Source organism: Nodosilinea sp. FACHB-131, from assembly GCF_014695395.1.
GTDB lineage: Bacteria > Cyanobacteriota > Cyanobacteriia > Phormidesmidales > Phormidesmidaceae > Nodosilinea.
This window is the reverse complement of the sequence record NZ_JACJOF010000021.1, coordinates 50,777-75,138: the sequence shown is the minus strand read 5'-3', so window position 1 is coordinate 75,138 and position 24,362 is coordinate 50,777. Positions and strand designations below refer to the sequence as shown.

Here is a 24,362-nt window from a genome sequence, read left to right as displayed (position 1 = left end):
TGTTTTCAATCGACACAAAACTCTTTCAATTGGGATAATTGAGAGTAGTTATTGACCTATACCAGCCACAGACTTAAACCGATCTTTCAACCAATTGCCAGCTTCTTTAAGGTTGTAAGATAAGGGTTCTTGCACACTGAGAAACACCCGAGCACAGTTACGCCCCGGCATACCCGAAATCGAGCCGCCTGGATGGGTACCTGCCCCGGTTAAAAACAGTCCCTCAATTGGGGTTTGGTAGTTAGCCAGCTCAGGTAGCGGACGGAAGAACACCATCTGATCGAGGGTCATGTCGATGTGATAGTGGTTGCCCTTGCGCACCCCGATGCGCTGGGTTAGCTCAGCCGGGCTTTCGACCCGTCGAGCGATGATCGACTGCTTGAGGTTGGGGGTGTAGTCGGCCAGCTTATCGAGCACGCGATCGGCAACCTTGTTCTTCAGCTCATCCGTCCAGCCAGTGCCGAATAGCCCGGTGCCTTCAGCGCCTTTGACTTCGTAGGGGGCGAAAAACTCAATCCACAGGGTGTGCTGGCCTGGAGGTGCCATCGTTGGATCCATCACGGTGGGAACCACCACGTACAGTGAGGGGTCGTGGTCAGGAATCAACCCCTGCATAGGCATGGTGTGGGCTGTTTCGACCTGGTTCACCGTGTCGGCAATTAATACGGAGCCAATCAGATACTCGTCCTGGTGATTGTAGGCCTCGAAGCGGGGCATTTCTGACAGGGCACAGTCAATTTTCAGAATGCCTTCGTTGTTGTTGACAATGCGGCGATCGAGCCGTTCGCTTAGTTCAGGGGCAAAGGACTGGGCATCGGCGGCGGGCACCAAGTCTTGAAAGACTCGCTGGGCATCGATATTTGAGATCACCCCTTTGGTGGCACGGTACTCTTGCCCATCGGCTACGCGCACTCCCTCAACCCGCCCTTCGGCGTTAATCAAAAGTCGCTCTACCGCTTGGTCACAGAGAATAGTGCCCCCGTGGTCTTCAACCATCCGTACCAGGGCCGAGACTAGGGCTCCTGTGCCGCCACGGGGTCGAGCTACCCCAGGGTTGTGGCGCAGCCCCATCATCATTGAGCCAATGGCCAGGGTTTTCTCAGAGGGTGGGCCTCCCAGTTCTGACGACAGTCGCGCCAGGGGAGCTTTAACCACTTCCGTATCAAACCATTCGTTGAGAATGTTTTCGGGGCTGGTGAGCATGGTGCGCACCAGATCCAGCGTCTTGTCTACGCCTCCCAAAATCGACAGCAGATCTTTGATGTTGTGCAGGCCGTAGTTGCCTAAGATGTCGACAATAGATTTTGGTGGTGCATTAAATATAGGAGTAATGGCCTGGGTCAGCTTATCCCAAAAAGCCATGTATTCTTTGTATTGCGCCGCGTCTCTCTCGCTGTAACGAGCAATTTCGGCGCAGGTTTTGTCAACCGAGCGGTGGGCCAAAAACGCCCTGCCGTCAGATTGAGGGCAATAGGTAATCGGGTCGCAAAAGAGATACTCTAACCCGTACTTCTCTAGCTCCAGCTCCTCAACAACCGGCCCTAAGTGGATGAACTCGTGGTCGATAGCGCAGAGGTTGAAATGAAAGCCAGGGGCTTCCTCTGGTAGGGCTTCTTCAGTGGTGGCGGCGCCACCGGGGATTGACCGTCGCTCTAGCAACAGGACACTATAGCCCGCTTTCAATAGGTAACCGGCACAAACCAAACCGTTGTGGCCTGCACCAATAAGAATGACATCAAACGTTTGCATAGGACGATCGCTCTCAATTATGCCCTGATGGTAAATAATCTGTTCCCGAGAAACGACCTGTCGTGAGGAATAGATTCGCTGGAAATAGCTCCTTTGGGCCTGCTTTAACCGATTTGTGCTGTGGCGTTAAGATAAGTTTTAAGTCATACTGTCCAGCAGAATTATTATGCCGCTGTTTCCTTAGGGTAACTCTAGGATTGGTGAAGGGTTCAGCTTATGCAACCTACATTTTTAGTTGTCGAAAACGAATAATTAACTCAAACCGTAGCGCTGGCCAAACAGTTAGGGTACGGGAGGTGATCAAAGTGGCGACGGCTGTGGATTACTAAGAAAGACAATTATTTTTCGCTGCCAGAGATGCGATCGCCCTAACTAAGAAAAGTCTAGGTCTCTTTACAGCTAGCACAAATACAATAAACCCCCTTCTCCATGTGAATAGGAGAAGGGGGACTAGGCAGTTAACTGATTCGAAGCAAACGAAGCTGCTCTTTAGCTGGCCGACATTGTTTTTGTGAGGTGCTGGCGAATTTCTTGAATTTGCTCTGCTTCGGTCTGCTTAAGCCGATTAAACAGCTCAACGCATTCCTCAGAGTTGGCTTCGCGAGCATCTTGAATGTACTTGTCGTAGGCGTGTAGAGCCTCGGCTTTGCTTTGCATAACGGTCAGCCAGTCGTACTCTAAGTTGCTGACAACTTGCTGAGATTGGGTTCCGGTAGTCATGGTAAATTACCTCCGAGTTCCTGTATTTACTGTGACTTGATTCAGAGCTTGCTCCCTCTCTCAAAAGAGAGTTTGTGCTCAAGTCGATGGATCAACCTCGACGAGGGGAATTAGCGGTCGGTAGATCGGTTGATTCTGAATCAGAACTGCTGGGGATATAGTCTTCGGCTGAGGACGATGCACCAGACCCACCAGAGCCATTTGGCCCCTCGCCAGCGGCAGCGTTGCGCGCTTCTTGCTGCATCAGTTCTGGGTTCTGATGAATAGCAGCGGTTCTAGCGCCTGGATTGTCAGCAACTTCCTCTAGCAGTTTATTCTGTTCGCTTTCTTTGTCGTCGACGTTTGCCATCAGTTCGTTTTCTTCGCTTTCGTTATCGTTTGCCATGGGCTTCGTTCCTTAGGTAGTTAACAATGTAGAGCCGTGACCAGGGCCACTGAATTGGTCTATTGCTTGGCACTGGCCTACTAAATTTTCTCGTTCACTTACGCGGCGGTGCTAAAGGGTTTGAGAACAACCTTGATGCAGTTGTCTTCTTTGTCGCGAAAGATTTTGTAGGCGCGGGGAGCCTCTTCGAGGGGCAGGCGGTGGGTAATTACGAAGGAAGGATCAATCTCTCCCTTTTGCACTCGCTCTAGCAGCGGCTTGAGGTACTTGTGGACATGGGTTTGACCCGATCGCATCGTTAGCCCCTTGTTGACAAAGGCACCCATCGGCATTTTGTCGATAAACCCACCGTAGACGCCAGGGACCGAGACCTTGCCCCCCTTGCGACAGGCGGCGATCGCCTGCCGTAGCACCTGAGGGCGATCGCTTTCTAGACGCACCGCCTGTTTGACGGTGTCGTAGAGCGCCATCGGGCCGGTGCCGTGGGCCTCCATGCCGACGGAGTCAATGCAGCTGTCGGGCCCCCGACCGCCGGTCATTTCTTTCAGGGCTTCGCCAGGATCAATCTCTTCGTAGTTGAGAATTTCTGCTCCACCGGCTTGGGCTAGGGCCAAGCGCTCAGGCACACGGTCGATGGCAATCACTCGCTCAGCGCCAAGCATAAAGGCGCTGCGAATGGCAAACTGCCCTACGGGGCCACAGCCCCAAACGGCCACGGTGTCGCCAGGCTGAATGTCGCAGTTTTCGGCCGCCATATAACCGGTGGGGAAGATGTCAGTGAGAAACAGTACCTGCTCATCGGTGAGCCCATCGGGCACTTTTAACGGGCCAACATCGGCAAAGGGCACCCGCACGTATTCGGCCTGGCCTCCGGCATAGCCCCCCATCAGGTGAGAGTAGCCAAACAAACCCGCTGGCGAGTGGCCGTAAAATTTCTCGGCCATCCACGCGTTGGGGTTAGAGTTGTCGCACAGCGACCACAGATCTTGGTTACAGAAAAAGCAGCTGCCGCAGGAGATGGTAAAGGGCACCACCACGCGATCGCCCTGCTTGAGGTTAGTGACCCCTGGCCCGGTTTCGACCACTTCCCCCATGAACTCGTGGCCCAAAATATCCCCCGATTGCATGGTGGGAATAAAGCCATCGTAGAGGTGCAGGTCAGACCCGCAGATTGCCGTAGAGGTGATCTTAATGATGGCGTCACGCGGATTCAAAATAGTTGGGTCAGGCACAGTGTCTACCCGAACATCGTGGGTGCCATGCCAGCAAACTGCTTTCATCAAACTTCTCCTGAGGTAGTTGTGTTGAGCGGATCTCGGCCGACAGCCCCCAACAGTGCCGCCTCACCCGGGGTTGGGGAAAGCCATGCTTTGAGGGCTTGGTAAGTCAACAGGATTTCAATCCTAGTTTGGGCCTAGTTGGGGTAGCGGTCTAGGGTTGGATTTCTCTCGGGCTGAACATTGCTGCGAGGTACATTGGCGGACGACTTCTCTGAAGACGACCCCGACAACAGATTTTTGAGCCGCTCAACAATACCGACCTTTGACTTAGCAGGCGGCTGGACGTTTTTGCCCTGGCGATCGAGGGCAGTTAGATCAACACCGCCCTGAAAGTTTTCGTTGCTGATTGGGTTGTGACTCGGACGCACGGCGCTAGTGTCACCGGCGCCGGTTCTGGGCGCATTGGCCGCCTGAGCACTGGGCACATAGAGACTCACTGACCCTAGCCAAAGGGCGATCGCTAGGGCAGCCAACGCCACCCGCCGACCGAGCCGAGCCTTGCCAACAGTGGTTTTAGCAAACGAGAGCAGAGTAGAGAGAGAATAAAACAATGAATTCATGGCAATACGTCTAAGAACATCGGCAGGTCAGAATTAGGCTCCCTTTGGTTGGCCCTCAGTGGTGGCGATTTCTCCGGTTTCCATCAGCTGCTTAAAGCGGCTGAGGTCGTCGCCAATCTGCTGTTCGGGTTCTTCGCCAAAGAGCTTGGCGATCGCAGCGGCCATAGCGCCGCCCGGCAGCTCATACTCCATGACCACTTTGACTTCGGTGCCGCGATTGCCGGTAGCGGGTTGAAACCGCACAAACCCGGAGTGGTTAACTTCGGCATCGTCGGTCGAGGTCCAGGCAATCAGGCGATCGGGCTGGTCATCCACAATCACCGCATCCCATTCGATACTCTGATCGAGGGGGGCATTAGCTACCCAGTGGGAATGCTGGGCGTCTTGGACCTGCACAGACTTGACATGACGCATGAACTTGGGCAGATTGTCGAACTGCCGCCAAAAGCTGTAGAGCTCTGATGCCGGACGATTGATTGTGACGGTTTTCTCAACCAGGATGGCCTTTTCAATGCCAACGGCTTCGCCAACCTGCTTGATCGTGCTTTTCTTCTGAACACCCTGATAGGCTAAGCTGCCACCGGCAGCGGCCATCAAGATTCCCCGCAGCGATCGCTGCTGCAAGCCGCCAAGCACCAGAGCGCCGCCGCTAATGATTGACGCCCACCGCTCTAACTTACCTGCCTCCGTATCTTTTGACGGTTGCGTGCTAACGGAATCTTCCACTTCGATAACCTCTGGACAGAAATGCTGTGTTTACGGGCTGGATACCCAGCCCGCTCGACGGTCAGTGGCCGTAGCTCGAAGCCATCGAGCAAGCTAGGGTCTAGATGCTAGAGCTGAGACGAGCGATCGGTGCTGAGCTCAGAGCCCGTGCCATCGCGCAGGAAGGCAGGGGTTTTCTTGTCGAAGTAGTTGTTGATGAAGGTGTTCACCGCCGATAGCACCAGCGGGCCTACCAGAAAGCCAATGATGCCGCTGATGTAGAAGCCGGGCACCACTAAAGACGCCAACCACAGACAGAGGCCGTTGAGAACCAGGGAGGATGCCCCAAAGGTAACGGCATTGATGGGCATGGTCAGGGTTTGCAGTGTCGGCTTGAGAAAAGCGTTGATCACACCGACCGAAGCCGCCGCGATCGCCGCTGCGGTTAGGGTGTTGATAGTCACCCCAGGCACAACTAGATCCACGACCAGCAGGCTAAGGGCCGTTGCCAAGCCAGATAAAAGAATGCTCCACATAGTGTCATCTCCTGAAAAACTACAAGCTTTGTGTAAGTGAAGTTTTGCCAGGCCAGATTAAAGCGGTTAGCAGCCTCAAAAAAGCCAGGGCAACTGCAAATGGTCTAATTTGCTTCGCTTAATTCCACGGTAAAAACCTATGCCGACATGTGTGTCTACTATTGGATAGATAAGCCAAAAATATGTGCCGATGTTTTTTTAGTGGCTCAGAGATTTTGCTAGCAACGAAAACCAGAAATTGAATAGTTTGCCTAGAATCCCCTGAGCGAGAAGTCAGACTAGACGCCAAAAATTTTCGACCACGGCAGGAAAAGAAGACGAGATTGGTAAGCTATGTCTTTTGACGTAGACACCTTACCGCCGCCGGGAGATATGAAATTGAGCAAGGTTATGTAAACTCCAGAGTTAAGCGGTGAAATGCGCTAGCAATGATGCGATCGCCCTCCAAGGCCGGTCTCCGACCATCGCTTGGCGCCCTCATCCATAAATTTTGATTGGAGTAAACCTATGTTGATATCGTTAGCAATTGGAATGGTGGTGATCGGTTTAGGGTTAGCCCTAATGCTGGTGCGTCTCCCCAAAGTTGGGCAGTCCAGTCTTATAGCCATGGCCTGTTTGGCTGTCATGCTGGTTGGCTTTACCCAGCCTGCTTTCGCTGGTGCGGTTAACGGTGCTGCGTTGACCGACGAGCAAAAGGACCTTAACGAGACGCTTCAGTCCACACCCAACGACAGTCAATATGAGGGCATCGAGTATGCCGATGTCAAAGGTACTCCCCTGGGCGATCAGGACATCACTGACCGAGTGGAGAGCAAGGTTCCTGACACCATCAAAATTAGTGTCTCCAATGGCTCGGTACGACTATCGGGTAAGGTGAAGAGCCGCGACACGGCCCGAGCCATCATTGAAGATGTCAAGTCTATTCCTGGTGTCCACGAGGTTTCCTACGATATAGGCCTCAAGGAAATAACCCAGTAAACGACTGGTAAAAGCTTATTTAATCGGCGGCACACCGCCGATTTTTTTTGTACATAAACCAATTAAGAATTTTGCTGTTCTCATTGATTGATTCCCAAAATTCGGCGATCTCGTCCAATAACGTATAGAGTAAACTTAGAAGGATATGAAGTAGCTTAAGAAATTTTTCGGTTACAGACATAATTATTTGAGACCAATTAATGCCCAGTGAAGTTAAGCCTTTAAGCATAAACTCTACCTACGTTGTGTTGGATGGTAGCGGCAATGCTGTGCCAGTGTCGGTAAGCGACACCTTTTATGAAGAACTCAACCGCACTTTTGGAGACTTTAAAGATAAACGGCTCGTCTCTCAATTTAACTTTGACAGCGATTGGGGCACCTGGGAAATGCATCCCGCTGGGGAAGAATTTGTCTGCCTGCTCTCGGGCCAGGTTGACCTTATCCTGGATCAGAATGGGGTTGAAAATAGGCTAGCGCTAGAAACCCCAGGTTCTTACGTGATCGTGCCCAAAGGCATTTGGCACACGGCTAGAGTTCACCAGCCCAGTTCTGTGCTGTTTATTACCCCCGGTGAAGGAACCCAAAACCGACCCGTTCAGTAGCGTGAGGGCTGTCATTGACAGCCCTCACGCTACGGCTTTTTCTAAAAGGCTAGGCGGCGCGATCGCAGTTAATCATCCATGGCGTACCAAACTGATCAACTACCATGCCAAACCGGGCTGCCCAAAAGGTTTCCTGAATAGGCATCTTAATGGTGCCGTTCTCGGCCAGGGATGCAAAGACATGCTCGGCCTTGTCTGGATCTTCAATGGCAATCAAGACAGACGTACCTTTAGGCTCTTCAAAGTACTCCGGCATACTGTCGCCCCCCATAAGTTCTTGATCGCCCAAAATCAACTGAGCGTGCATAATCTTGTCGCGCCACTCTTCAGGCACTTGGTCAGCCATCGGCGATTCTCCATAGGTCATTTTGTCGCCGACTTTGCCGCCCAAGACCTGTTCGTAGAACGCAAATGCAGCCTCACAATTGCCATTAAAGCTGAGGTAAGAATATAGTTTCATGACGCCCTCCTAGGGCTAAGGAATTAGAGATCAATCGAAGCTGGATTCTATGGTTGAGGTGAGAAAAATCTAGCAGTACAAGAAACCGAGGGTGTGTAACTCAGGTTTGGTGAGTCGTGTGAGTTGATGACACACCCTATAGACACCTACTGAGGGACGGCGCTGGGTTCCATGTATATCAGCTCCCAAATGTGACCATCTAAATCTTGAAAGCCGTGGGCATACATAAACCCATGATCTTGGGGGTCGTTATAGGTTGAGCCACCGCTATTGACGGCTTTGCTCACCAAGCTATCGACCTCTTCGCGGCTATCGCAGGACAGGCACACCAAAACTTCGGTGCTCTTGGTAGCGTCGCAGATGGGGTTAGGCGTAAAGGTTTTGAACTTATCGTTGGTTAAAAGCATGACGTAAATGTCATCGCTGACAATCATGCAAGTAGCGGTTTCGTCGGTAAACTCAGAATTGAACTTGAAGCCAAGCTGGCTAAAGAAGTCAACCGATTGGTCGAGATTTTTGATTGGCAGGTTGACAAAAATTTTGCGGCCCATGGTGGGTTTCCTTAAGAGTTTTAGGAGGCTTAAACTGTGACTGTCTCCAGGCGTAAAGCGGGGCGATAACAACTCTACCCGGCGCAGCCCGCAGTCGGATTGAAGGGCAATGAGCAGTGCTCATGCAGGATCTGCCATTCACCCTGCCGCTTTTGATAGGCCGCAGTAACGCGCATCCACATCTCTGCCGCTGGATGACCGGGCTCAATGCCGGTAAAGCGAAACACCCAGTGGGCCAGGGCTAGATCGCCGCTGACGGCAACGTTGAGATCTTTAGTTTCAATCCCTGAGATTTCTGGCATGCAGGGCATGCAGGCTTCCCACATGGCGCGAATGGCAGCACTGCCGTTGAGCTGAAGCGGTGGCTTCACATCAAAAAGAACGGCATCTGGGCTGTAGCACGCCATAATTTGCTCGAGGTTTTTGGCGGTGATGGCACTGGTTTGGTTGGCAATTAGCTGACGAATTTGGGCTTCGTCACGGGTAATAGTGCTAGTGCTAGTCATAGGAATGTCTCCAAATATTGATTGGGAGTGGGAGCCAGCTAAACCTGCTGGTTCCCTGCTTCATCAACTAGTCGAATAGGAGGCGGTGAGATCGACAGGTAGAGCCACTTTTTTTGAGAAAAAACTGAAAAAATCTGCCTTTATTGACCAGGTGGCAGGCCGGTCAACTCTACTAATGGGCGAATTTCTACAGTGCCTTTGTGCGCAGCAGGAATGCGGCCAGCGATCGCGATCGCATCGTCCAAATCTTCTGCCTCAATCAAAAAATAACCGCCGAGCTGTTCTCGGGTTTCGGCAAAGGGACCGTCGGTCACCAAGCGCTTGCCGTCGCGCATCCGCACACTGGTGGCTGTGGCCACCGATTGCAGGGGTGATGCCCCCAAATACTGGCCCTTGGCTTGAAGATCCTGAGTCAGTTTGACCGAGTCCTGGTAGCAGCGCTCCTGCTCGCCTTCAGCCCAGACGTTTTCGTCGCTGTAAATCAGCAGCATATATTTCATGGTTTAGCTCCCAAGGTTGACGGCTTGCGATCGGCGGCGTTGCTCAACACAAGTATGATTTACCCGAGCCCCAATTCTGGGAGGATACAGAGTCTCCAAGTTTCCCAGAATTGGGGGATTTTGAGGGCCATGCAGAGTGCCAAGGTTTTGCCGGTTCATCCCTTGATTTAGGCCCGCCAATCGACTACTGCCGCCAGTAGTGGGCAGTCATAAACTGATGCCAATTCCCCTCTGTGAGAATCTGCGATGTCATAATCCGGTGGTCATCGCTGACAAATTCAATGATGTCTTTGTACGGAGCCATCGAGTTTTGACTAAAATCAGGCCCTTCAGTTTCTAGGGTGAGCGTCTGCTTAGCCTCATCTAGAGAGCCGTTATAAACCCACATGTGGGTCATCATAGAACCGACAAAGGTGCCGAGATAGCGCTGAGTTTCGGGGTCGTAACCCAGGGTCATGAGGGTATTGCCGGTGCCACCATCGGGCATTTCGCCTTCGCCTTCGGCTATAACCCAAATCCCGCCCAGGGTGCGAACCACCTCCGTACCGCGAGTCTTTGAAGGGGGCTGATCTGGCCCCATGCTGCATTCACATTCGCTGACCCATTTGCCAACTAGCCGGTCGAGCCACTGGTGTTCTGCTTGAGGTTCAATGTGCATAATGTCTCTCCAATTTTTTTGTACAAGGTTGAAGTAGTCAGTGGGTTGGAAATAGGTTTGGGCGAACTGGCGTTGACCTTGTTTCCACCCGTTGGTCAAAGGCGTTAGCCATAGGTCGGTCGCTGCGGCCAGCCCGCTGGCGAATCCTCAAAGTCCTGCTGCCTCCCGTAGGGGGTGAGATCGAGCAGGCTGTAGGCATCGGTCAGGCTTTCGCAGCCGCGAGCATAGGTTGAGTAGGTGTGAAAAACTTCGTCGTCGATGCGAAAGAACACGCTCATGCCGTGGCTTTCGCCCTGCATAAAGTGCTGTTCCTGCTCCTCTTGGTCGCGGTAGTTGTAATGCACCGGGGCTACCGCTGCATCTAGGGTGACGTGAAAATCGTAGTTAAAGTCGCTGTCAAAGGACGAAAACCAGGGCAGAGTCCAGCCTTGGCGGGCTTTGTATTGCTCAAGCTTGGCCAACGGAGCGCGGGATATGAGCACGAAGGTGGTGTCGCGATCGCCCAGCAGACTCAGATCGCCCAGGGCATTAACTAGGCCGGTGCAGCCCGTGCAGCCGTTCTCCCACTCGGGGTCAAACATAAAGTGGTAGACCAGCAGCTGGTGGCGACCTTCAAACAGATCGAGCAGGCTGGTCTCACCATTGGGGCCCTCAAATGTGTAGGTTTTCTCCAGCTTGACCATGGGCAGACGGCGGCGCTTGGCATTGACGCGATCGCGCTGTTGAGTCAGGGCTTTTTCGTCCGCTAAAAGCGCTTTTCGTTCCGCCAGCCAGATGTCGACCGACACTACGGGCGGATGGGCAAGAGTGGTGGTAGTCATAGGGATTTCTCCTTAGTGTTCAATCGAGAATTCCTAGTTGGTAGATTGGGTTAGAGCGCTAGCGGAACCCAACGGCGGTGGGCTTTGTTGGGTTGCACTGCGTTTCACCCAACCTACGTAAGCTGGATTTGCGCTCAGTGCAGGTTGGTTTGGAGGGTTTGGCTTTGGTTAACCTGGGCGTTAATCTCTTCATCCGCTGGACGAATCTCAAAGGGGCCGTTGCGCACTCCGGGATGGCGTGACATCAGCTGGATGGCGTGGTTGAGATCGCGGGCCTCCAGCATCAAGATGCCGCCGATCTGCTCCTTGGTTTCGGCAAAGGGGCCATCGGTAACGACAACCTGGCCGTTCTGGTACCGCAGCGTCGCCGCGTTGCGAACGCTTTGCAGTGCTTCTCCACCGAGAAAGTGGCCGCCCCGCCGCAGTTCGTCATCGTAGGCAAAACAGTCGGCCATCAGACTCGCCTGTTCGGTCTCAGAAAGCCCGTCCCACTGCGTTTCGTCAAAATAGCCTAGGCAGATAAATTTCATGATTGCCTCCAAAATTTAGGTCTGAGGCCAAAGCCTGTCTGCGTCTCCCGTTTTGTAGGGTTGCATCGCTTGCACCCTGGGCTTGGCAGCAAGGTGATTGACTGTGAGTTTGGCCTGAATTTGTCACCTTTGTGGATTAGTCGTTTGGCTGGAGGGCAGATCGACAGGATCGCAAAAGTTTTTTCTAATTTTTTTTGGGATGTCTGGCTACGGCGCTAAATCGACTATTCAATAGAGGGGTTAATGACCGAAGATTAGGGATTAGACGGATTTCTGTTCCTATTTGGCAACGCTAGTCAGACCAGCTCGCGCAGGCGGCTTTCGAGAAACCGGCGCTCGGGTTCTTGCTTGACTAGATCGAGCGCTCGCTGATAAGACGCCTTCGCTTCAGCGGTTTCTCCCAACTGGCGGCACAGGTCGGCTCGGGCCGCATGGGCCAGGTGATAGTGGGCTAGATCGCCCTCGGCGAGAATCTCATCTAGCAGGTGCAGGCCGGCCTGAGGGCCATCGCGCATCGCCACGGCTACGGCTCGGTTGAGGTGGACGACGGGGGTCGGTTCGATCTGGGCCAGCAGGCTGTATAACCCAACAATCTGAGCCCAGTCTGTTGCAGCTGGGTCGGGAGCTTCGGCATGGACGGCGGCGATCGCCGCCTGAATCCCGTATGGCCCTACTTGCGCTGAGGATAGGGCCTGCTGCACCAGCGATCGCCCTTCGGCAATCTGCTCCTGGTTCCACAGCTCGCGATTTTGATCGCTTAAAAGAATCAGATCGCCCGTGGTGGAGGTGCGGGCCTGACGCCGCGACTCTTGCAGCAGCATCAACGCTAGCAGCCCCATCACCTCGGGGTCGGGCAACAGTTCTAGCACCAGTCGCCCCAGCCGAATCGCCTCACCTGAGAGGTCGGCCCGCGTCAGCGATGGGCCAGAGGAGGCCGCATACCCCTCGTTGAACACGAGATAGATCACCTGCATGACGGTGTCTAAGCGATCGGGCAGGTCCTCCAGGGCGGGCACCTGGTAGGGAATACCCGCCGCACGAATTTTGGCCTTGGCCCGCACGATGCGCTGGGCCAGGGTGGGTGGGGCCAGCAAAAAGGCGCTGGCAATTTCTTCAGTCTTGAGGCCGCAGACCTCGCGCAGGGTGAGGGCTACCTGGGCCTCTTGGGGCAGGGCCGGGTGGCAGCAGGTGAAAATCAGCCGCAGGCGATCGTCCTCAAGATCGTCGTCGGGCAAGTCGGGCTGGGCATCGAGCTGCTGGGCCAGCTCGGCCAACGACGCGTCAAAGCGAGTGCGACGGCGCAGGTTGTCGATCGCCTTAAATCGACCCACTGACACCAGCCACGGCCTTGGCTTAGCGGGCACCCCATCCCGCGGCCACTGCGCCATCGCCACAGCGAAGGCATCGTGCAGCGCTTCTTCAGCCAGGTCAAAATCCCCCAATAGGCGAATCAGCGTGGCAAAAACCCGACGTGACTCAGTTCGGTAAATGGCATCTACCTGCCTCTGCATCTGGAGGGATTCGTTCATGGTTGCGCTCCTGCCAGCAAAGTCGGTTGTCTAAATTCATTTTAATGTAGTGCAATTGTACTGCTGTCTGACTGATTTGATCGATAATTTTAGTCACTCAGCAGTCAAAAAAGCCTGACTCAGTTGCCATCTTGCTTCAGAGCATTGCCCTGTATACTCTTTGGGCAAATGGGTGTTGGAGTCAAAATGAATTTCATTTGAAAATGTTTTGAAATTGAGCTATGCTCCAGAGATGAATTTTTAGGAATGGTTCTGGAGCTGCCCCTTAGCCCTTTGCTAGCTGGGCGGCTCGCTTGGAGCATAGGCTAATCCTCAGCAGGGCTAGTCAAAACCTAGGGCCTGCAATCTTTTCCTAAAGGCATCTGCAGCTCGGATTTTCACAAATCCTCACATAGGAGTCACTCAATGTTGGGACAACTGGATAGTTTAGCGGGTCTGCCAGACTTGCCGGTGGCTGCTCGGTTGCAGGGCCTTTCGTTGGAGCAGCTACGGCGGCTGCCGGTGTCTGGGTCTAGCCATTTTGCCCGGCGCGGCTATTTGCCCGCTGCCAGCGATCGCCTCTGGCTGATTAAAGCAGGGGCGGTGCGCACCCTCACCTACTTAGAAGACGGCACTGCGATCGCCCTGGGCCTGTGGAGTGCAGGCGACGTCGTGGGGAAATTTCTCTCCAATGCGGAGCCCTATTTAATTGAAGCCGTCAACGATGTTGAGGCAGTTTGCATTTCCCTAGCTGACTGGCAACCACCAGTGGACGTGATCACCAGTTACCTAAAGCACGCCGAGGCGCTGATGGTGGTGCGCACCCACCGCCGAGCCGAAGCCGTCCTGCTTGGGCTGTTGCAGTGGTTGGCCAATCGCTTTGGGCTACAGCTTGAGCGCGGCTGCTTAATTGACCTCAAGATCACCCATCAAGACCTAGCCGACTTTAGCGGCCTCAGCCGAGTGACGGTGACACGGCTGCTGCGCCAGTTTGAAGAGCAAGGGCTGATCTACCGGCGATCGCGCCAGTTGATCCTGGCTGAATCTAGTGACCACTGGCACTACGAAATTTAGCCAGGGTAAGAGCACGAGGCGTTGCTGAATTGAGGCATAAATGTGGGTCAGGGCAAACGGCTGTTTGCCCCTACGAGAGATGTTGCGGTTTTGATTCATACCTGTATACAGCAATGCCGAACACGATCGGCGAGCTTGGCACTGTTATGGCGACAGGCGGGGTACAGGGTTTTGCGACCTAATCCACAAGGCATAAAATCGAAATTCAATCACGATCTAATCGCAGATTGAATCGAACTGCTGTAGACTTTAGCCTAGGCTGGTCAGGTTTGGCCCGCCAGCTTTGCTGCCTGTTCTAACTCTCTACCGCGTTAATGACTCAGTCTTCTCAAGCAATTGACAACTCGACCACGGGCGATCGCTCCCAAGAAACCATCGCGCCTGCCCCCAGCCCCACCCCACCTCCAAGGTCTGGCTCTCGCACCCGCGATCACTTGGCCAACGAGCGCACCTACCTGGCCTGGATGCGTACTGCAATCGCCCTAATCGGCTTCGGCGTTCTGATTGCTCGCCTACGCTACCTAGTCTCGCCCGATGTGCCCGGCACTGGCCAGGGCTGGCTGGTGGGGCTAGGTTTATCCTCTATTGGCTTGGTGACCGTATTGCTGTCAACCTGGCACTACTTTGCGGTACTCAAAGCCATTGAGAGCAACACCTACGAACCCAACAGCCGCTGGGTCATTCTCTTTAGTCTGGTGGTCACGCTGCTGGGGGCGGGAGTGCTGTACGTGCTGTTTTCAGCGCCAGCGACGGTGAAAGGATTTCCGATGATGTAGGGGTAAGGGGTAAGGAGTAGGGGGCAAGGTTGCTGATTTGAAGCGCGACTTCGAAATTCAAAACTAACTGACCTCCTTACCCATCCACTCCCTACCCATCCACCCATCCACCCCCTACCCACTTACCTCAGGAGTCCGTCACCCTTGGTCGATCTCAGCAACACCGGCGATCGCGCCGCTAGGCCAGTCACTGCTTCCCCATGGGGGAGTGGGGCTACCCTAGCGGCCTGGGTTTTGCTAGCGCTGCTGGGGTTGGCTTTGGTAGCCAGCTTTTGGGTGGTCATTCCTGCCGGCGAGCGCGGCGTGTGGATGCGCTTTGGCCAGGTGCAGGAGGAAATTCTGGCTGAGGGGCTGCACTTTTTGCTGCCCCTAGTCGATTCGGTAGAGACCCTCAGCACGCGGGTGCAAAAGCAGGAAATCGCCACCGAAGCGGCGTCAAAAGACTTGCAGGATGTGTTTAGTGATGTGGCTCTCAACTGGCACATTCTGCCCGACAAGGCCAACGTGGTGTATCGGCAAATTGGTGATGAGCCTGCGGTAGTGCGCTCCATCGTCAACCCCGCCATCGAAGAGGTGATCAAGGCTGTCATGGCCCACTACACCGCCGAAGAGGTGATCACCCAGCGCGACCAGGTGAAGGCCGAGGTAGATGCAGGGCTGCGATCGCGCCTGACTCCCTATAACCTGGCCGTTGACGATGTATCACTCACTACCATTCATTTTTCGCAGCAGTTTCGCGAGGCGGTAGAGGCCAAGCAAATTGCCGTGCAAGAGGCCAAACAGGCAGAATTTGTTGCTAAAAAAGCTCTGCGCCAGGCCGAAATCGAAGTCAATTTAGCTAGGGGAACCGCCGAAGCTCACCAAATTTTGATGGAAACTTTGACACCCAGCGTGCTGAGGTATGAAGCCTTACAAAAGTGGGACGGGCGACTGCCTATGATTAGCGGAGAAGGAACGAGCACCGTGATTGAATTGGATGATTTGCTGCCAAGTAAAGAGTAGTAAAGAATATTTTGGGCTCTCAGTTTTGAATGCTGAGTCCTCTTCGTATGATAGACACTCAAAACTCAACCTTCAAAACTCAACGCTAGAATCTTTCTCCCCACCTCTTCTACCCCAAAATACTTAAACCAGCACCTTCTCTGGCTCCACCAAAACCTCTTCGAAGGCTTTAGAAATGCGGGTGCGAAATCGCTTTTGATGGCGCAGCAAGATCACCGGCTGAGTCATCTCATAGGTGTGTTGAGGCGCGTCAGTATCATTGACAATTTCGATCGCTTTGAGGGTGCCGAGTTTTAGCTCTGATCGCACGATCGATCGAGGCAGAGCTGCTGCCCCAATGCCCCCTTCGACTACGGCTTTAATCATTTCGCTGGTGGTGAGAATAAGCGCTATTTCTAAGGTGCTGGGGTCAACACCCCAACCCTGAAGCGATCGCTCAAACATATAGCGAGAGCCCGATCCAGGCTCCCGCATAATCCAGGCCGTATCGGTAATTTCGGCGAGAGAAACGCGATCGCGCCCAAACCAGGCGTGGCTTTGGCCGACCACAATAGCCACCACATCTTGACCAATCATCGATACCGACAGATTTTGGCTGAGGGAAGCCTTTACCTCTCCGGTGACTAGCCCTAGGTCAAACAAACCGCTCACGGTGCCGCTGACAATTTCCTCTGCATTGGCAATGGTGCAATGGATTGAAATGCCGGGGTACTGCTGCTTGAAGTGGCTAATTTTATGGGGTAGCCAGTAGTTGCCCACGGTAAGGCTACTACCAACCTTTAGGCCACCCCGCTGAAGATCGTTTAGCTCGCGCAAACCCTGGGCGGTTAGCTCCACCTGATCGAGAATTTTTTGGGCCTCAATCTGAAGCATTTCGCCAGCGTCAGTCAGCTCAATATGTCTACCAATGCGGTGAAATAGCTTTACCCCATACTCTTCTTCCAAGGTTTGAATAGATGCACTCACCGCAGGCTGAGTAATGTAGAGGGAGTCTGCCGCTCGGGTAAAGTGCAAATGTTCGGCCACTGCCAAAAAAACCCTGAGTTGCTCAAGCTTCATAGGAGCTAATTTTGTGATGGCTAAACAGTCAAAAAAACCTGCTCAATTATTGCATAAATTCTATTTATCAAACTCACAAAAAAGAGTGTTTGCTTCCCCTGTTTATCCAACTTAAGGTAAGGGTCAATTGGCAAAGTTTGTTGACTCCCTTGACGAGGTGCTGCGATCGTGACCGACTTACTGACCATCCTGGGGCGTAGCTCCATGGCGTTTGCCGCCACCAACCTCGACGACATCGTCATTTTGATGCTGTTTTTCTCCCAGGTCGGGGTAGCCCTAAGCAAGCGCCACATTGTGGCGGGGCAGTACGTGGGTTTTGCGGGCCTCGTAACTCTGAGTCTGCCGGGATTTTTCGGCAGTTTGCTCTTTCCCCGGCCCTGGATTGGACTGCTGGGGGTCGTCCCCATCGTCATTGGTCTGAGCCACCTGCTGTCGGTTGTACCCGACGAAGCAAGTGGTGAAGATACCGGAGAGGTGCTGCTAGCGCCCACCAGCGGCGGGTCTAGCTGGCTGTCGCCCCAGACCACTAGCGTGGCGGCCATTACCCTGGCCAACGGCGGCGATAACGTGGGTATCTATATGCCTATGTTTGCCAGCAGCGACGGCCTGGGGCTGGGAGTAATGCTGGCGGTGTTTTTTGGGCTGGTGGGGGTGTGGTGCTTTGTGGCTTACCAACTGACCCAGGTGGAAGCGATCGCGGCTTTACTCACCCGCTACGGCTCTCAGGTTGTGCCCTTTGTGCTGATGGCTCTGGGTGGGCTGATCTTGGTCGATAGTCACACCCTGGAGTACCGGGGGTTGACGGCTTTGGCCCTCACCCTGGTCGGCATCTGCGTGATTCATCTGCTGCGGACGGCGGTGCAGCTCTCTGCGGCGGTTGCCGCGGGTGAACCGATGCCCGCCGCCCAGAGAATGGACGGGTAGCGTTTTTGCCCCTATGCCCTCGCTCCTGCAAATTCTAACTCAGGCCACAGTTCACACCGTGATTCCGGCGGGACTCGCATTTGTAGCCACCAACCTAGACGACTTTGTCCTACTTATGGTGTTCTTTTCTCAGGTGCCCAGCCGCTTCTCCCACCCCCAAATTTTTTGGGGTCGCTACCTTGGCTTTGCTGCCCTGGTTGTCCTTAGCCTGCCCGGTTTCTTTGGCGGTCTGGTGCTACCTAAAGCCTACGTGGGACTGCTGGGCCTAGTGCCCATTGCCATTGGCCTCAGGCAGCTGCTCAAACGAGAAGACGATGCTCCAGGGCAGTTTGTGCTTCCCGAGCTGCCCCTGCTAAATGGCCAGGTAGCGGCGATCGCAGGCATTACCCTGGCCAACGGCGGCGACAACATCGGCATCTATGTGTCGCTGTTTGCGGGCCAAACCTGGGCCGAGCTGGGCCTTACCCTGCTGGTGTTTGGGGTGCTGGTCGCCCTCTGGTATTGGCTGGCTCGGGGGTTTGTTGGCCAGCCTGGGGTCCGCGATCGCCTGACCGCCGTTGGTCACCGGCTGATGCCCCTGGTGTTGATTGGTCTGGGCCTATTTATCTTGGTCGACAGCGGCACCTACCGCTTGATCGGCCTCTAGCTTTCACTCTAAAAGGAGACTTTCCTATGATTCGCACAATCAAAAATGCTCTGAGCTTTCTACTGTTTGCCGGAATTTTGCTGGTGCTTGTCGGCGTGGCCCGCCCAGCCTTTGCTGACCCCATTGCCCAAAAAAGCTCTCAATACGCTGAAATCACCCAGGCGCTCACCGATCTGCAACAGCTTCAATCCAACCCCGAGGCTGACCTTGAAGCGGCAGGGTATACGGCGGACTCGCTCACCCAAAAACTCTCTGATCTGCGCTTTCAAAAGTACATTCAGGACACCAGCGAAGACTGGGGCATTTGCAGCAACACCACGGCCAGCACTGTCGGCGTCTACGGCTATGACCCCGACCACAAAAACGCCACCCCTGAAATTGCCTACCTGGGCGCAGGCCAAACCACCGACGACGACTGGGCCTGTACTGGCGTGTTTCTGCCCAGCGATGCTTCAGTAACCGGCATTGACCTAGGCGGTGAGGGGGCGATCGCCTCCCTCGTCGACGGCACCCGTCTCACCATCAGCGAAAACCCCATCACTGGTGCGATCGAGTTTGATGCCCCGATCTACAAGGTGCTGAAAGCGGCCGACACCACCCTACCTCTGCCCGAATTCACCCTGGCCGATGTAGCAACCCAGGTGGCGACAGCTCCGGTCGACTAAGTAACAGGAGGTGGGGAGTAGGGGGTGGAGAGTGGGAAGTTCAAAATTTTGCCTTTCTAATTTTGAATTTTGCATTCCCCCTACCCCCTTAAACCCCCTACCCCTCACCCGTCTGTTTACCTCTCCCGCCTGTTTTTCTCCCTCCCCCGGGCGGGAAAACTAAGCATAAATAAACCTATAAAAAGCAGGCCTACAATGAAAATTCCTCTCCCTCCTAAGCGCCCCAAACAGGCTGTCGACTGGCAGCCTATTCTCAACCAAATGCACCTGGCCGATGGGCAAAAATTGCCCGTTTACCCCGGCGATCTCAAGGCAGCGCTGCTAGACCACGCGGGTATGACCCACCACCCCAAGGGAGAGGCAACCTTTCAGCTGGCCCGAGAAATTGCCCGCCTCACCACCTGCTGCGATCCAGAAATCACCTACTGGTTTTCGCGCCTAGTCGAGCTAATAGATGATGGTGTTGGGTGAGTTCTGTAGATTGCGGGATTGCAGTGGATGGCCAAAATTTGGCTGTCGTAACTAAGGGGCCGTAGGGACCTTCAAATCGATCGGTAGTTCCTTAGAGCAACGTTCACAGGCCCTTACCGCCGCAGTAATTATCGAAGTAATTACGCCCTTTTGATGCCTCTTGTCTAAGGTGTTCACATTATCAGCCGCTCTTCCCTAGGGAGCACTACAACGGGAGCAGACCAGGGTTCAGGTCAATAGACAGGCGGTCGAAAGACACTGGTCAGGCAGGGTGTTACGCTGAAAAGCCGTTCATCAGCGCCTCAACGCCAGCATGCTCGACCTGTTGCTCATGGCCAGCTTAGGATTTTTAGGCAGTTTTGGCCACTGCCTGGGCATGTGCGGCCCCATCACCGTCGCCTTTTCGCTGTCTCAGCCAGATACCGAGCGCGATCGCTGGCAGCAGATTGGGTTTCACCTGCTGCTCAACCTGGGGCGGCTGGTGAGCTACGCCCTAGTGGGCCTGATGATTGGGGCGCTGGGGTCGGTGCTCGTGGCCAGTGGGCAAATGGCCGGCATCGGCAGCCCCCTGCGGCGAGGGGTGGCCCTGGTGACCGGGCTGCTGCTGATCTGGTTTGGGCTAGCCCAAATTAGCCCTGGCCAGGTGCCCCAAGTGCCGCTGCTCAACCCCATGGCCCAGGCGAGCTGGCACAGTCGGCTGAGTCGTGCCATGCAGGCTCTTTCTCTCAACCCCCAGCGGTGGACGCCGCTGCTGCTCGGGTTAGCCTGGGGGCTGATGCCCTGCGGGTTTTTGTACGCAGCGCAGTTGAAGGCCGCAGAGACCACCAACCTCTGGCGGGGCGGGGCCACCATGCTGGCCTTTGGGATGGGCACCCTGCCGATGATGCTTGGGGTCGGCGTATCGACGGCCTGGGTCAGCAGCGATCGCCGAGGGCAGCTGTTTCGCCTGGGCGGTTGGATTACTCTCCTAATTGGCATTCTGACCTTGCTGCGGGGCAGCGACATGATCGACTTCACCGGCCACGGGGCGCTGGTGTTGCTGCTGCTGGCGCTGATCGCTCGTCCCCTCAGCCGGCTCTGGCCAGCTTTACTCATCTATCGTCGCACTCTGGGAGTGGGAGCCTTTGTGCTCTCTATAGCCCATGTCGCCCACATGGTCACCATGGGGTGGAATCCGGCCGCTTTGCCGTTTCTCCTGCCGACTCTGCAACTGGGCGGCTGGACGGGCATTGTTGCTCTGGGACTGATGGTGCCCCTGGCCCTAACCAGCTTCAATCGGGCGCAAACTCGCTTGGGCCACGGCTGGCGACGGCTCCATTTGCTCAGCCTTCCCATTTTTGTGTTAGCGGTGACCCATACGCTGCTTTTGGGTTCGAGCTATTTGGGCGGGTTTGAGCGCTCTACCCGCCACTGGTTAGCAGCCGTGGCCCTGGTGTTGCTGGCGTTATTGGCGCTGCTATTGCGCTGGCGGCGGATTTGGGCGCTGTTGTCTCTGGAGAAGTACTATGCGCCCGCCAAGTCTTAGCCTGATGGCCGGGTTATTGATCGGCAGCCTGGCCGTGCTGCCTGCCCAGGCCCACAAGACCGAAGTGTCGGGTGATGTCGCAGGCACCTGGCACCTGGAACCCAACCACAGCCCCAAAGCCGGAGAACCAGCGCGAGTGTGGGTGGCCCTCACTCAACAGGGGGGACGGGTCATTTCTTTAGAGCAGTGTGACTGCACCCTGGCCGTCTATGCCACCAACCAGCCCGATGCCGCTCCGGTTGTGCAGCCCACCCTGCAAGCTATGTCGCCCGAGCGCTTTCAGAACATTCCTGGGGCCGACATCACGTTTCCTGCCCTGGGCGAATACCGCATGGTGCTTACCGGTCGCCCCCGAGCCGATGCTACCTTTACCCCTTTTGAACTCAGCTATACCACCGTTGTCGCCGGGGGTGCCCGTAGCATTACCCCAACACCAGCCCCAGATCAGGAGGCTGCGCCTGAAGTGCGCCGTTCCCCTGTTTGGATTGTCAGCGGGGTAGGCGGGATAGTTGTTGCGATCGCAGCCCTAGCAGCATTCAACAAAGGGAAATCGCTGCGTTGATCGTTCTAAATGATTCGGTACAGGATTCTAATGGGGCTGTTGAGGTTGTCTTTCCGCTAGCGATTGACCAGCGCCCAACGCTGCCGAAAGGCCACAACTTGCTCATTTAGAGTCTCCATATCAATCAAAAAAGCGTCATGACCGTGGGGAGAATAGAGCCAGCTGAGCTGGGCTTGGGGCATCAGTTCAGCTAATTCTTGCTGCTCAGCAGGGCAGTAGAGCAGGTCGGAGTCGATGGACACTACTAAGGTGGGCTGGTGAATGCTGCCTAGGGCAGTTCGGTAGCGGCGATCGGCATCCTGCCCCGGATACACTGCCCCGACATCGTGGCGATCCATGGCGTGGGTGAGGGCAACATAGGTGTTGGCGTCGAAGCGCTCCACGAGCCTGTGGCCCTGGTGATGGAGATATTGGGTGACAGCGTAGGGTGTGTGGGAGTGAGAGGGGGAGGATTGGGTCGGTGGGTTGCGGCCAAAGCGGTGGTGGAAGCTGGCCCAGGAGCGATAGGTGCTCATGGCAATCATGCGCGCCACAGCCAGGCCCTGGGCCGGCGGGTTGTCGGGAGAGTAGTGGCCATCCTGCCAGAGGGGGTCGGTGTAGATAGCCTGACGCTGGGCTTCGCTCAAGCCAATGCACCAGGGAGAATGGCGGCCAGGAGCGGCAATGACGGCAAGGCTGCCCACGCGATCGCCATACTGCAAGCCCCACTCCAAGGACTGCATGCCGCCGAGGGAACCGCCTATGACTAAGCGTAAAGACTTTACCCCTAACCCTTCCAGCAGCTTGGCCTGCACATGCACCATATCCCGCACGGTGATGGCGGGAAAGGTGGCACCATAGGGCTGCCCTGTAGCTGGGTCAAGGCTGGTGGGGCCAGTGGTGCCGTAGCAACTGCCCAAAATATTGCTGCAAACCACAAAGTCTTGGGTTGGGTCGAGGGTGCGCCCCGGCCCCAGCAGCGGTTGCCACCAGTCATCGACATCGGCGGTGCCGGTGAGGGCATGGCAGACTAGTACGGCATTGTCGGCGCGATCGCTCAGCTCTCCCCAAGTGCGATAGGCCACCTGCACCTGGGGAAGGATGCCGCCCAGCTCTAGCTCTAGGGGATCGGGTAGGTGGTAGAGCTGGGTGTGGGGTGAGACCAGGTGAAGGTAGGACATGGGGGTGAGGGGTAAGGGGTGGATGGGTAGATGGGATGTAGACGCAGCTTGACTTCCCGTACCTCCTACTCCATTACTCCATGACTCCCCTACTCCCCACTCCCCTTACAGCGCTGCAAACGCCTGGACAAAGTCTTCCTTAATGTCCTCGATGTGCTCAATGCCGACTGACACGCGCACCAGGTCGGGGGCAACTCCGGCTGACTGTTGTTCCGTTTCGTTGAGCTGCTGGTGCGTGGTGCTGGCGGGGTGAATGACCAGGGTTTTGGCATCGCCGACATTGGCAAGGTGGCTGGCGAGTTTGACTTGGTTGATAAATTTGCGGCCCGCTTCCAATCCACCTTTAATGCCGAAATTGAGTACGCCGCCGAAGCCGTTGTGCAGGTACTTAGTGGCGCGATCGTGGTAGGGGTGCTCAGGTAGGCCCAAATAGTTGACCCACTCCACCTGGGGCTGGTCTTTCAGCCAGTGGGCCAGGGCTAAGGCGTTGCTGGCGTGGCGATCGACTCGCAGAGACAACGTTTCCAGCCCTTGCAGCAGCAAAAAAGCGTTAAAGGGGCTGAGGGCCGGACCCAAGTCCCGCAGCCCTTCGACCCGCGCTCGAATGATGAAGGCGATATTCCCAAAGGGGCCATCGGGGCCAAAGGTATCGGAGAAATTGAGCCCGTGGTAGCCCGGCGATGGCTCGGTGAACAGGGGAAACTTGCCATTGCGCCAGTCAAATTTACCCGAGTCAACAATCACGCCGCCAATGGAGGTGCCGTGGCCGCCAATCCACTTGGTGGCGCTTTGCACCACAATGTCGGCTCCGTGATCGATAGGTCGCACCAGGTAGCCCACCGCCCCAAAGGTGTTATCGACAATGAGCGGAATGCCGCTTTCATGGGCCACATGGGCCAGGGCAGCAAAGTCCGGCACGTTAAACTGCGGATTGCCGATGCTCTCCACATAGAGCGCCTTGGTGTTCTCATCGATCGCCTGTCGAAACGACTCTGCATCGTCGCCCTCCACGAACTTCACCCCAATGCCCAGGCGCGGCAGCGTCACCTTGAGCTGGTTGTAGGTGCCGCCGTAGAGGTAGCTGGTAGAGACAATGTTGTCCCCCGCTTGAGCCAGGGTCGTGAGGGCAAGAAACTGGGCCGCCTGGCCGCTGGCCGTAGCCAACGCCGCTGCCCCACCTTCTAACGCCGCGACGCGCTTTTCAAACACATCGGTGGTGGGGTTCATGATGCGGGTGTAGATGTTGCCAAACTCCTGCAGGGCAAACAGGCGTGCCCCATGGTCGGCATCGTCGAAGGTGTAGGAGGTGGTTTGGTAAATGGGCACCGCGCGGGCGTTGGTGCCAGGGGCGGGTTCCTGGCCGGCGTGCACTTGTAGGGTTTCGTAGCGGTGAGGCATGGGGGTAAGGGGTGGATGGGTGGGAGGGTAGGGGGTGGATGGGTGAGGGTA

The 24,362-nt window shown here is 55.3% G+C and carries 29 protein-coding genes; 11 read left to right on the top strand and 18 right to left on the bottom strand.

From position 1 onward, the window contains the following. Positions 1-48: 48 nt before the first annotated feature. From crtO to H6F75_RS13050, 7 genes are all read right to left on the bottom strand, one after another. Positions 49-1,749 carry a beta-carotene ketolase CrtO gene (gene crtO / locus H6F75_RS13080; protein ID WP_190752915.1) on the bottom strand — a complete coding sequence of 567 codons (1,701 nt, stop codon included), beginning with the start codon at positions 1,747-1,749 and terminating at the stop codon, positions 49-51. A gap of 489 nt (positions 1,750-2,238) precedes the next feature. Next, the gene (locus H6F75_RS13075; protein WP_190520408.1) at positions 2,239-2,469 is read right to left on the bottom strand and encodes a hypothetical protein; all 231 of its coding nucleotides are present in this window, start codon (positions 2,467-2,469) and stop codon (positions 2,239-2,241) included. A gap of 91 nt (positions 2,470-2,560) precedes the next feature. Next, on the bottom strand, positions 2,561-2,854 hold the full coding sequence (locus H6F75_RS13070) for a hypothetical protein (protein WP_199303920.1): 294 nt from the start codon (positions 2,852-2,854) through the stop codon (positions 2,561-2,563). 98 nt (positions 2,855-2,952) lie between these two features. Continuing rightward, the gene (locus tag H6F75_RS13065) at positions 2,953-4,134 is read right to left on the bottom strand and encodes a zinc-dependent alcohol dehydrogenase (RefSeq protein WP_190752914.1); all 1,182 of its coding nucleotides are present in this window, start codon (positions 4,132-4,134) and stop codon (positions 2,953-2,955) included. A gap of 134 nt (positions 4,135-4,268) precedes the next feature. After that, a complete protein-coding gene (locus H6F75_RS13060; protein ID WP_190752913.1) occupies positions 4,269-4,694 on the bottom strand; it encodes a hypothetical protein in 426 nt (141 codons plus the stop codon). Between the two features lie 33 nt (positions 4,695-4,727). Continuing rightward, positions 4,728-5,420, bottom strand: a complete 693-nt coding sequence (locus tag H6F75_RS13055; protein WP_190752912.1) for an SRPBCC family protein — start codon at positions 5,418-5,420, stop codon at positions 4,728-4,730. Positions 5,421-5,527: 107 nt separating this feature from the next. Then, positions 5,528-5,935 carry a phage holin family protein gene (locus H6F75_RS13050; protein WP_190752911.1) on the bottom strand — a complete coding sequence of 136 codons (408 nt, stop codon included), beginning with the start codon at positions 5,933-5,935 and terminating at the stop codon, positions 5,528-5,530. A gap of 507 nt (positions 5,936-6,442) precedes the next feature. On the opposite strand from H6F75_RS13050, the gene H6F75_RS13045 reads away from it, so the two are divergent. Next, positions 6,443-6,913, top strand: coding sequence for a BON domain-containing protein (locus H6F75_RS13045; RefSeq protein ID WP_190752910.1), 471 nt, complete (start codon positions 6,443-6,445; stop codon positions 6,911-6,913). Positions 6,914-7,113: 200 nt separating this feature from the next. Then, the gene (locus H6F75_RS13040) at positions 7,114-7,515 is read left to right on the top strand and encodes a WxcM-like domain-containing protein (RefSeq protein WP_190752909.1); all 402 of its coding nucleotides are present in this window, start codon (positions 7,114-7,116) and stop codon (positions 7,513-7,515) included. A 49-nt stretch (positions 7,516-7,564) separates the two neighbouring features. Here the strand turns inward: H6F75_RS13040 and H6F75_RS13035 are convergent, their stop codons facing one another. The 8 genes from H6F75_RS13035 to H6F75_RS13000 all read right to left on the bottom strand — a co-directional run bounded on the left by H6F75_RS13035 (position 7,565) and on the right by H6F75_RS13000 (position 13,070). Then, positions 7,565-7,975, bottom strand: coding sequence for a VOC family protein (locus H6F75_RS13035; RefSeq protein ID WP_190752908.1), 411 nt, complete (start codon positions 7,973-7,975; stop codon positions 7,565-7,567). 146 nt (positions 7,976-8,121) lie between these two features. Beyond that, positions 8,122-8,526: a VOC family protein gene (locus tag H6F75_RS13030; protein ID WP_190752907.1), complete on the bottom strand. Its 405-nt coding sequence runs from the start codon at positions 8,524-8,526 to the stop codon at positions 8,122-8,124. A gap of 74 nt (positions 8,527-8,600) precedes the next feature. Continuing rightward, complete coding sequence (locus H6F75_RS13025; protein WP_190752906.1) at positions 8,601-9,032, bottom strand: SgcJ/EcaC family oxidoreductase; 432 nt, start codon at positions 9,030-9,032, stop codon at positions 8,601-8,603. Between the two features lie 140 nt (positions 9,033-9,172). Further along, a complete protein-coding gene (locus tag H6F75_RS13020) occupies positions 9,173-9,532 on the bottom strand; it encodes a YciI family protein (protein ID WP_190752905.1) in 360 nt (119 codons plus the stop codon). 184 nt (positions 9,533-9,716) lie between these two features. Further along, a complete protein-coding gene (locus H6F75_RS13015) occupies positions 9,717-10,190 on the bottom strand; it encodes a DUF1579 domain-containing protein (protein WP_190752904.1) in 474 nt (157 codons plus the stop codon). 104 nt (positions 10,191-10,294) lie between these two features. After that, positions 10,295-11,011, bottom strand: a complete 717-nt coding sequence (locus H6F75_RS13010; RefSeq protein ID WP_190752903.1) for a DUF899 domain-containing protein — start codon at positions 11,009-11,011, stop codon at positions 10,295-10,297. 134 nt (positions 11,012-11,145) lie between these two features. Then, positions 11,146-11,541, bottom strand: coding sequence for a YciI family protein (locus tag H6F75_RS13005; RefSeq protein WP_190752902.1), 396 nt, complete (start codon positions 11,539-11,541; stop codon positions 11,146-11,148). 296 nt (positions 11,542-11,837) lie between these two features. Further along, complete coding sequence (locus tag H6F75_RS13000; RefSeq protein ID WP_190752901.1) at positions 11,838-13,070, bottom strand: RNA polymerase sigma factor; 1,233 nt, start codon at positions 13,068-13,070, stop codon at positions 11,838-11,840. A gap of 405 nt (positions 13,071-13,475) precedes the next feature. Here H6F75_RS13000 and H6F75_RS12995 point away from each other — a divergent pair, with 405 nt between their 5' ends. From H6F75_RS12995 to H6F75_RS12985, 3 genes are all read left to right on the top strand, one after another. Next, a complete protein-coding gene (locus H6F75_RS12995; protein WP_190752900.1) occupies positions 13,476-14,123 on the top strand; it encodes a Crp/Fnr family transcriptional regulator in 648 nt (215 codons plus the stop codon). A 314-nt stretch (positions 14,124-14,437) separates the two neighbouring features. After that, positions 14,438-14,899 (top strand): DUF202 domain-containing protein, encoded by a 462-nt coding sequence (locus H6F75_RS12990; protein WP_190752899.1) that lies wholly within the window; start codon positions 14,438-14,440, stop codon positions 14,897-14,899. Between the two features lie 144 nt (positions 14,900-15,043). Then, on the top strand, positions 15,044-15,901 hold the full coding sequence (locus H6F75_RS12985) for a prohibitin family protein (protein WP_190752898.1): 858 nt from the start codon (positions 15,044-15,046) through the stop codon (positions 15,899-15,901). A gap of 123 nt (positions 15,902-16,024) precedes the next feature. Here the strand turns inward: H6F75_RS12985 and H6F75_RS12980 are convergent, their stop codons facing one another. After that, positions 16,025-16,960, bottom strand: a complete 936-nt coding sequence (locus tag H6F75_RS12980) for a LysR family transcriptional regulator (protein ID WP_190752897.1) — start codon at positions 16,958-16,960, stop codon at positions 16,025-16,027. Positions 16,961-17,128: 168 nt separating this feature from the next. Between H6F75_RS12980 and H6F75_RS12975 the strand changes: the two genes are divergently transcribed. From H6F75_RS12975 to H6F75_RS12950, 6 genes are all read left to right on the top strand, one after another. Further along, positions 17,129-17,884 carry a cadmium resistance transporter gene (locus tag H6F75_RS12975; RefSeq protein WP_347710647.1) on the top strand — a complete coding sequence of 252 codons (756 nt, stop codon included), beginning with the start codon at positions 17,129-17,131 and terminating at the stop codon, positions 17,882-17,884. Between the two features lie 13 nt (positions 17,885-17,897). Beyond that, entirely contained in the window at positions 17,898-18,530 is a 633-nt protein-coding gene (locus H6F75_RS12970; RefSeq protein WP_190752896.1) for a cadmium resistance transporter, read from the top strand. Positions 18,531-18,556: 26 nt separating this feature from the next. Then, on the top strand, positions 18,557-19,195 hold the full coding sequence (locus H6F75_RS12965; protein WP_190752895.1) for a hypothetical protein: 639 nt from the start codon (positions 18,557-18,559) through the stop codon (positions 19,193-19,195). Positions 19,196-19,390: 195 nt separating this feature from the next. Next, complete coding sequence (locus H6F75_RS12960; RefSeq protein ID WP_199303919.1) at positions 19,391-19,666, top strand: hypothetical protein; 276 nt, start codon at positions 19,391-19,393, stop codon at positions 19,664-19,666. 313 nt (positions 19,667-19,979) lie between these two features. Next, a complete protein-coding gene (locus H6F75_RS12955) occupies positions 19,980-21,191 on the top strand; it encodes a sulfite exporter TauE/SafE family protein (RefSeq protein ID WP_190752894.1) in 1,212 nt (403 codons plus the stop codon). After that, positions 21,172-21,753 (top strand): hypothetical protein, encoded by a 582-nt coding sequence (locus tag H6F75_RS12950; protein ID WP_190752893.1) that lies wholly within the window; start codon positions 21,172-21,174, stop codon positions 21,751-21,753. Before H6F75_RS12955 ends, H6F75_RS12950 begins: the two co-directional genes overlap by 20 nt. 56 nt (positions 21,754-21,809) lie before the next feature. On the opposite strand, the gene metX is transcribed toward H6F75_RS12950, so the two are convergent. Both metX and H6F75_RS12940 read right to left on the bottom strand, forming a co-directional pair. Next, positions 21,810-22,913 (bottom strand): homoserine O-acetyltransferase, encoded by a 1,104-nt coding sequence (gene metX, locus H6F75_RS12945; protein ID WP_190752892.1) that lies wholly within the window; start codon positions 22,911-22,913, stop codon positions 21,810-21,812. Positions 22,914-23,018: 105 nt separating this feature from the next. Then, the gene (locus H6F75_RS12940) at positions 23,019-24,311 is read right to left on the bottom strand and encodes an O-acetylhomoserine aminocarboxypropyltransferase/cysteine synthase (protein ID WP_190752891.1); all 1,293 of its coding nucleotides are present in this window, start codon (positions 24,309-24,311) and stop codon (positions 23,019-23,021) included. Between the last annotated feature and the right edge of the window lie 51 nt (positions 24,312-24,362).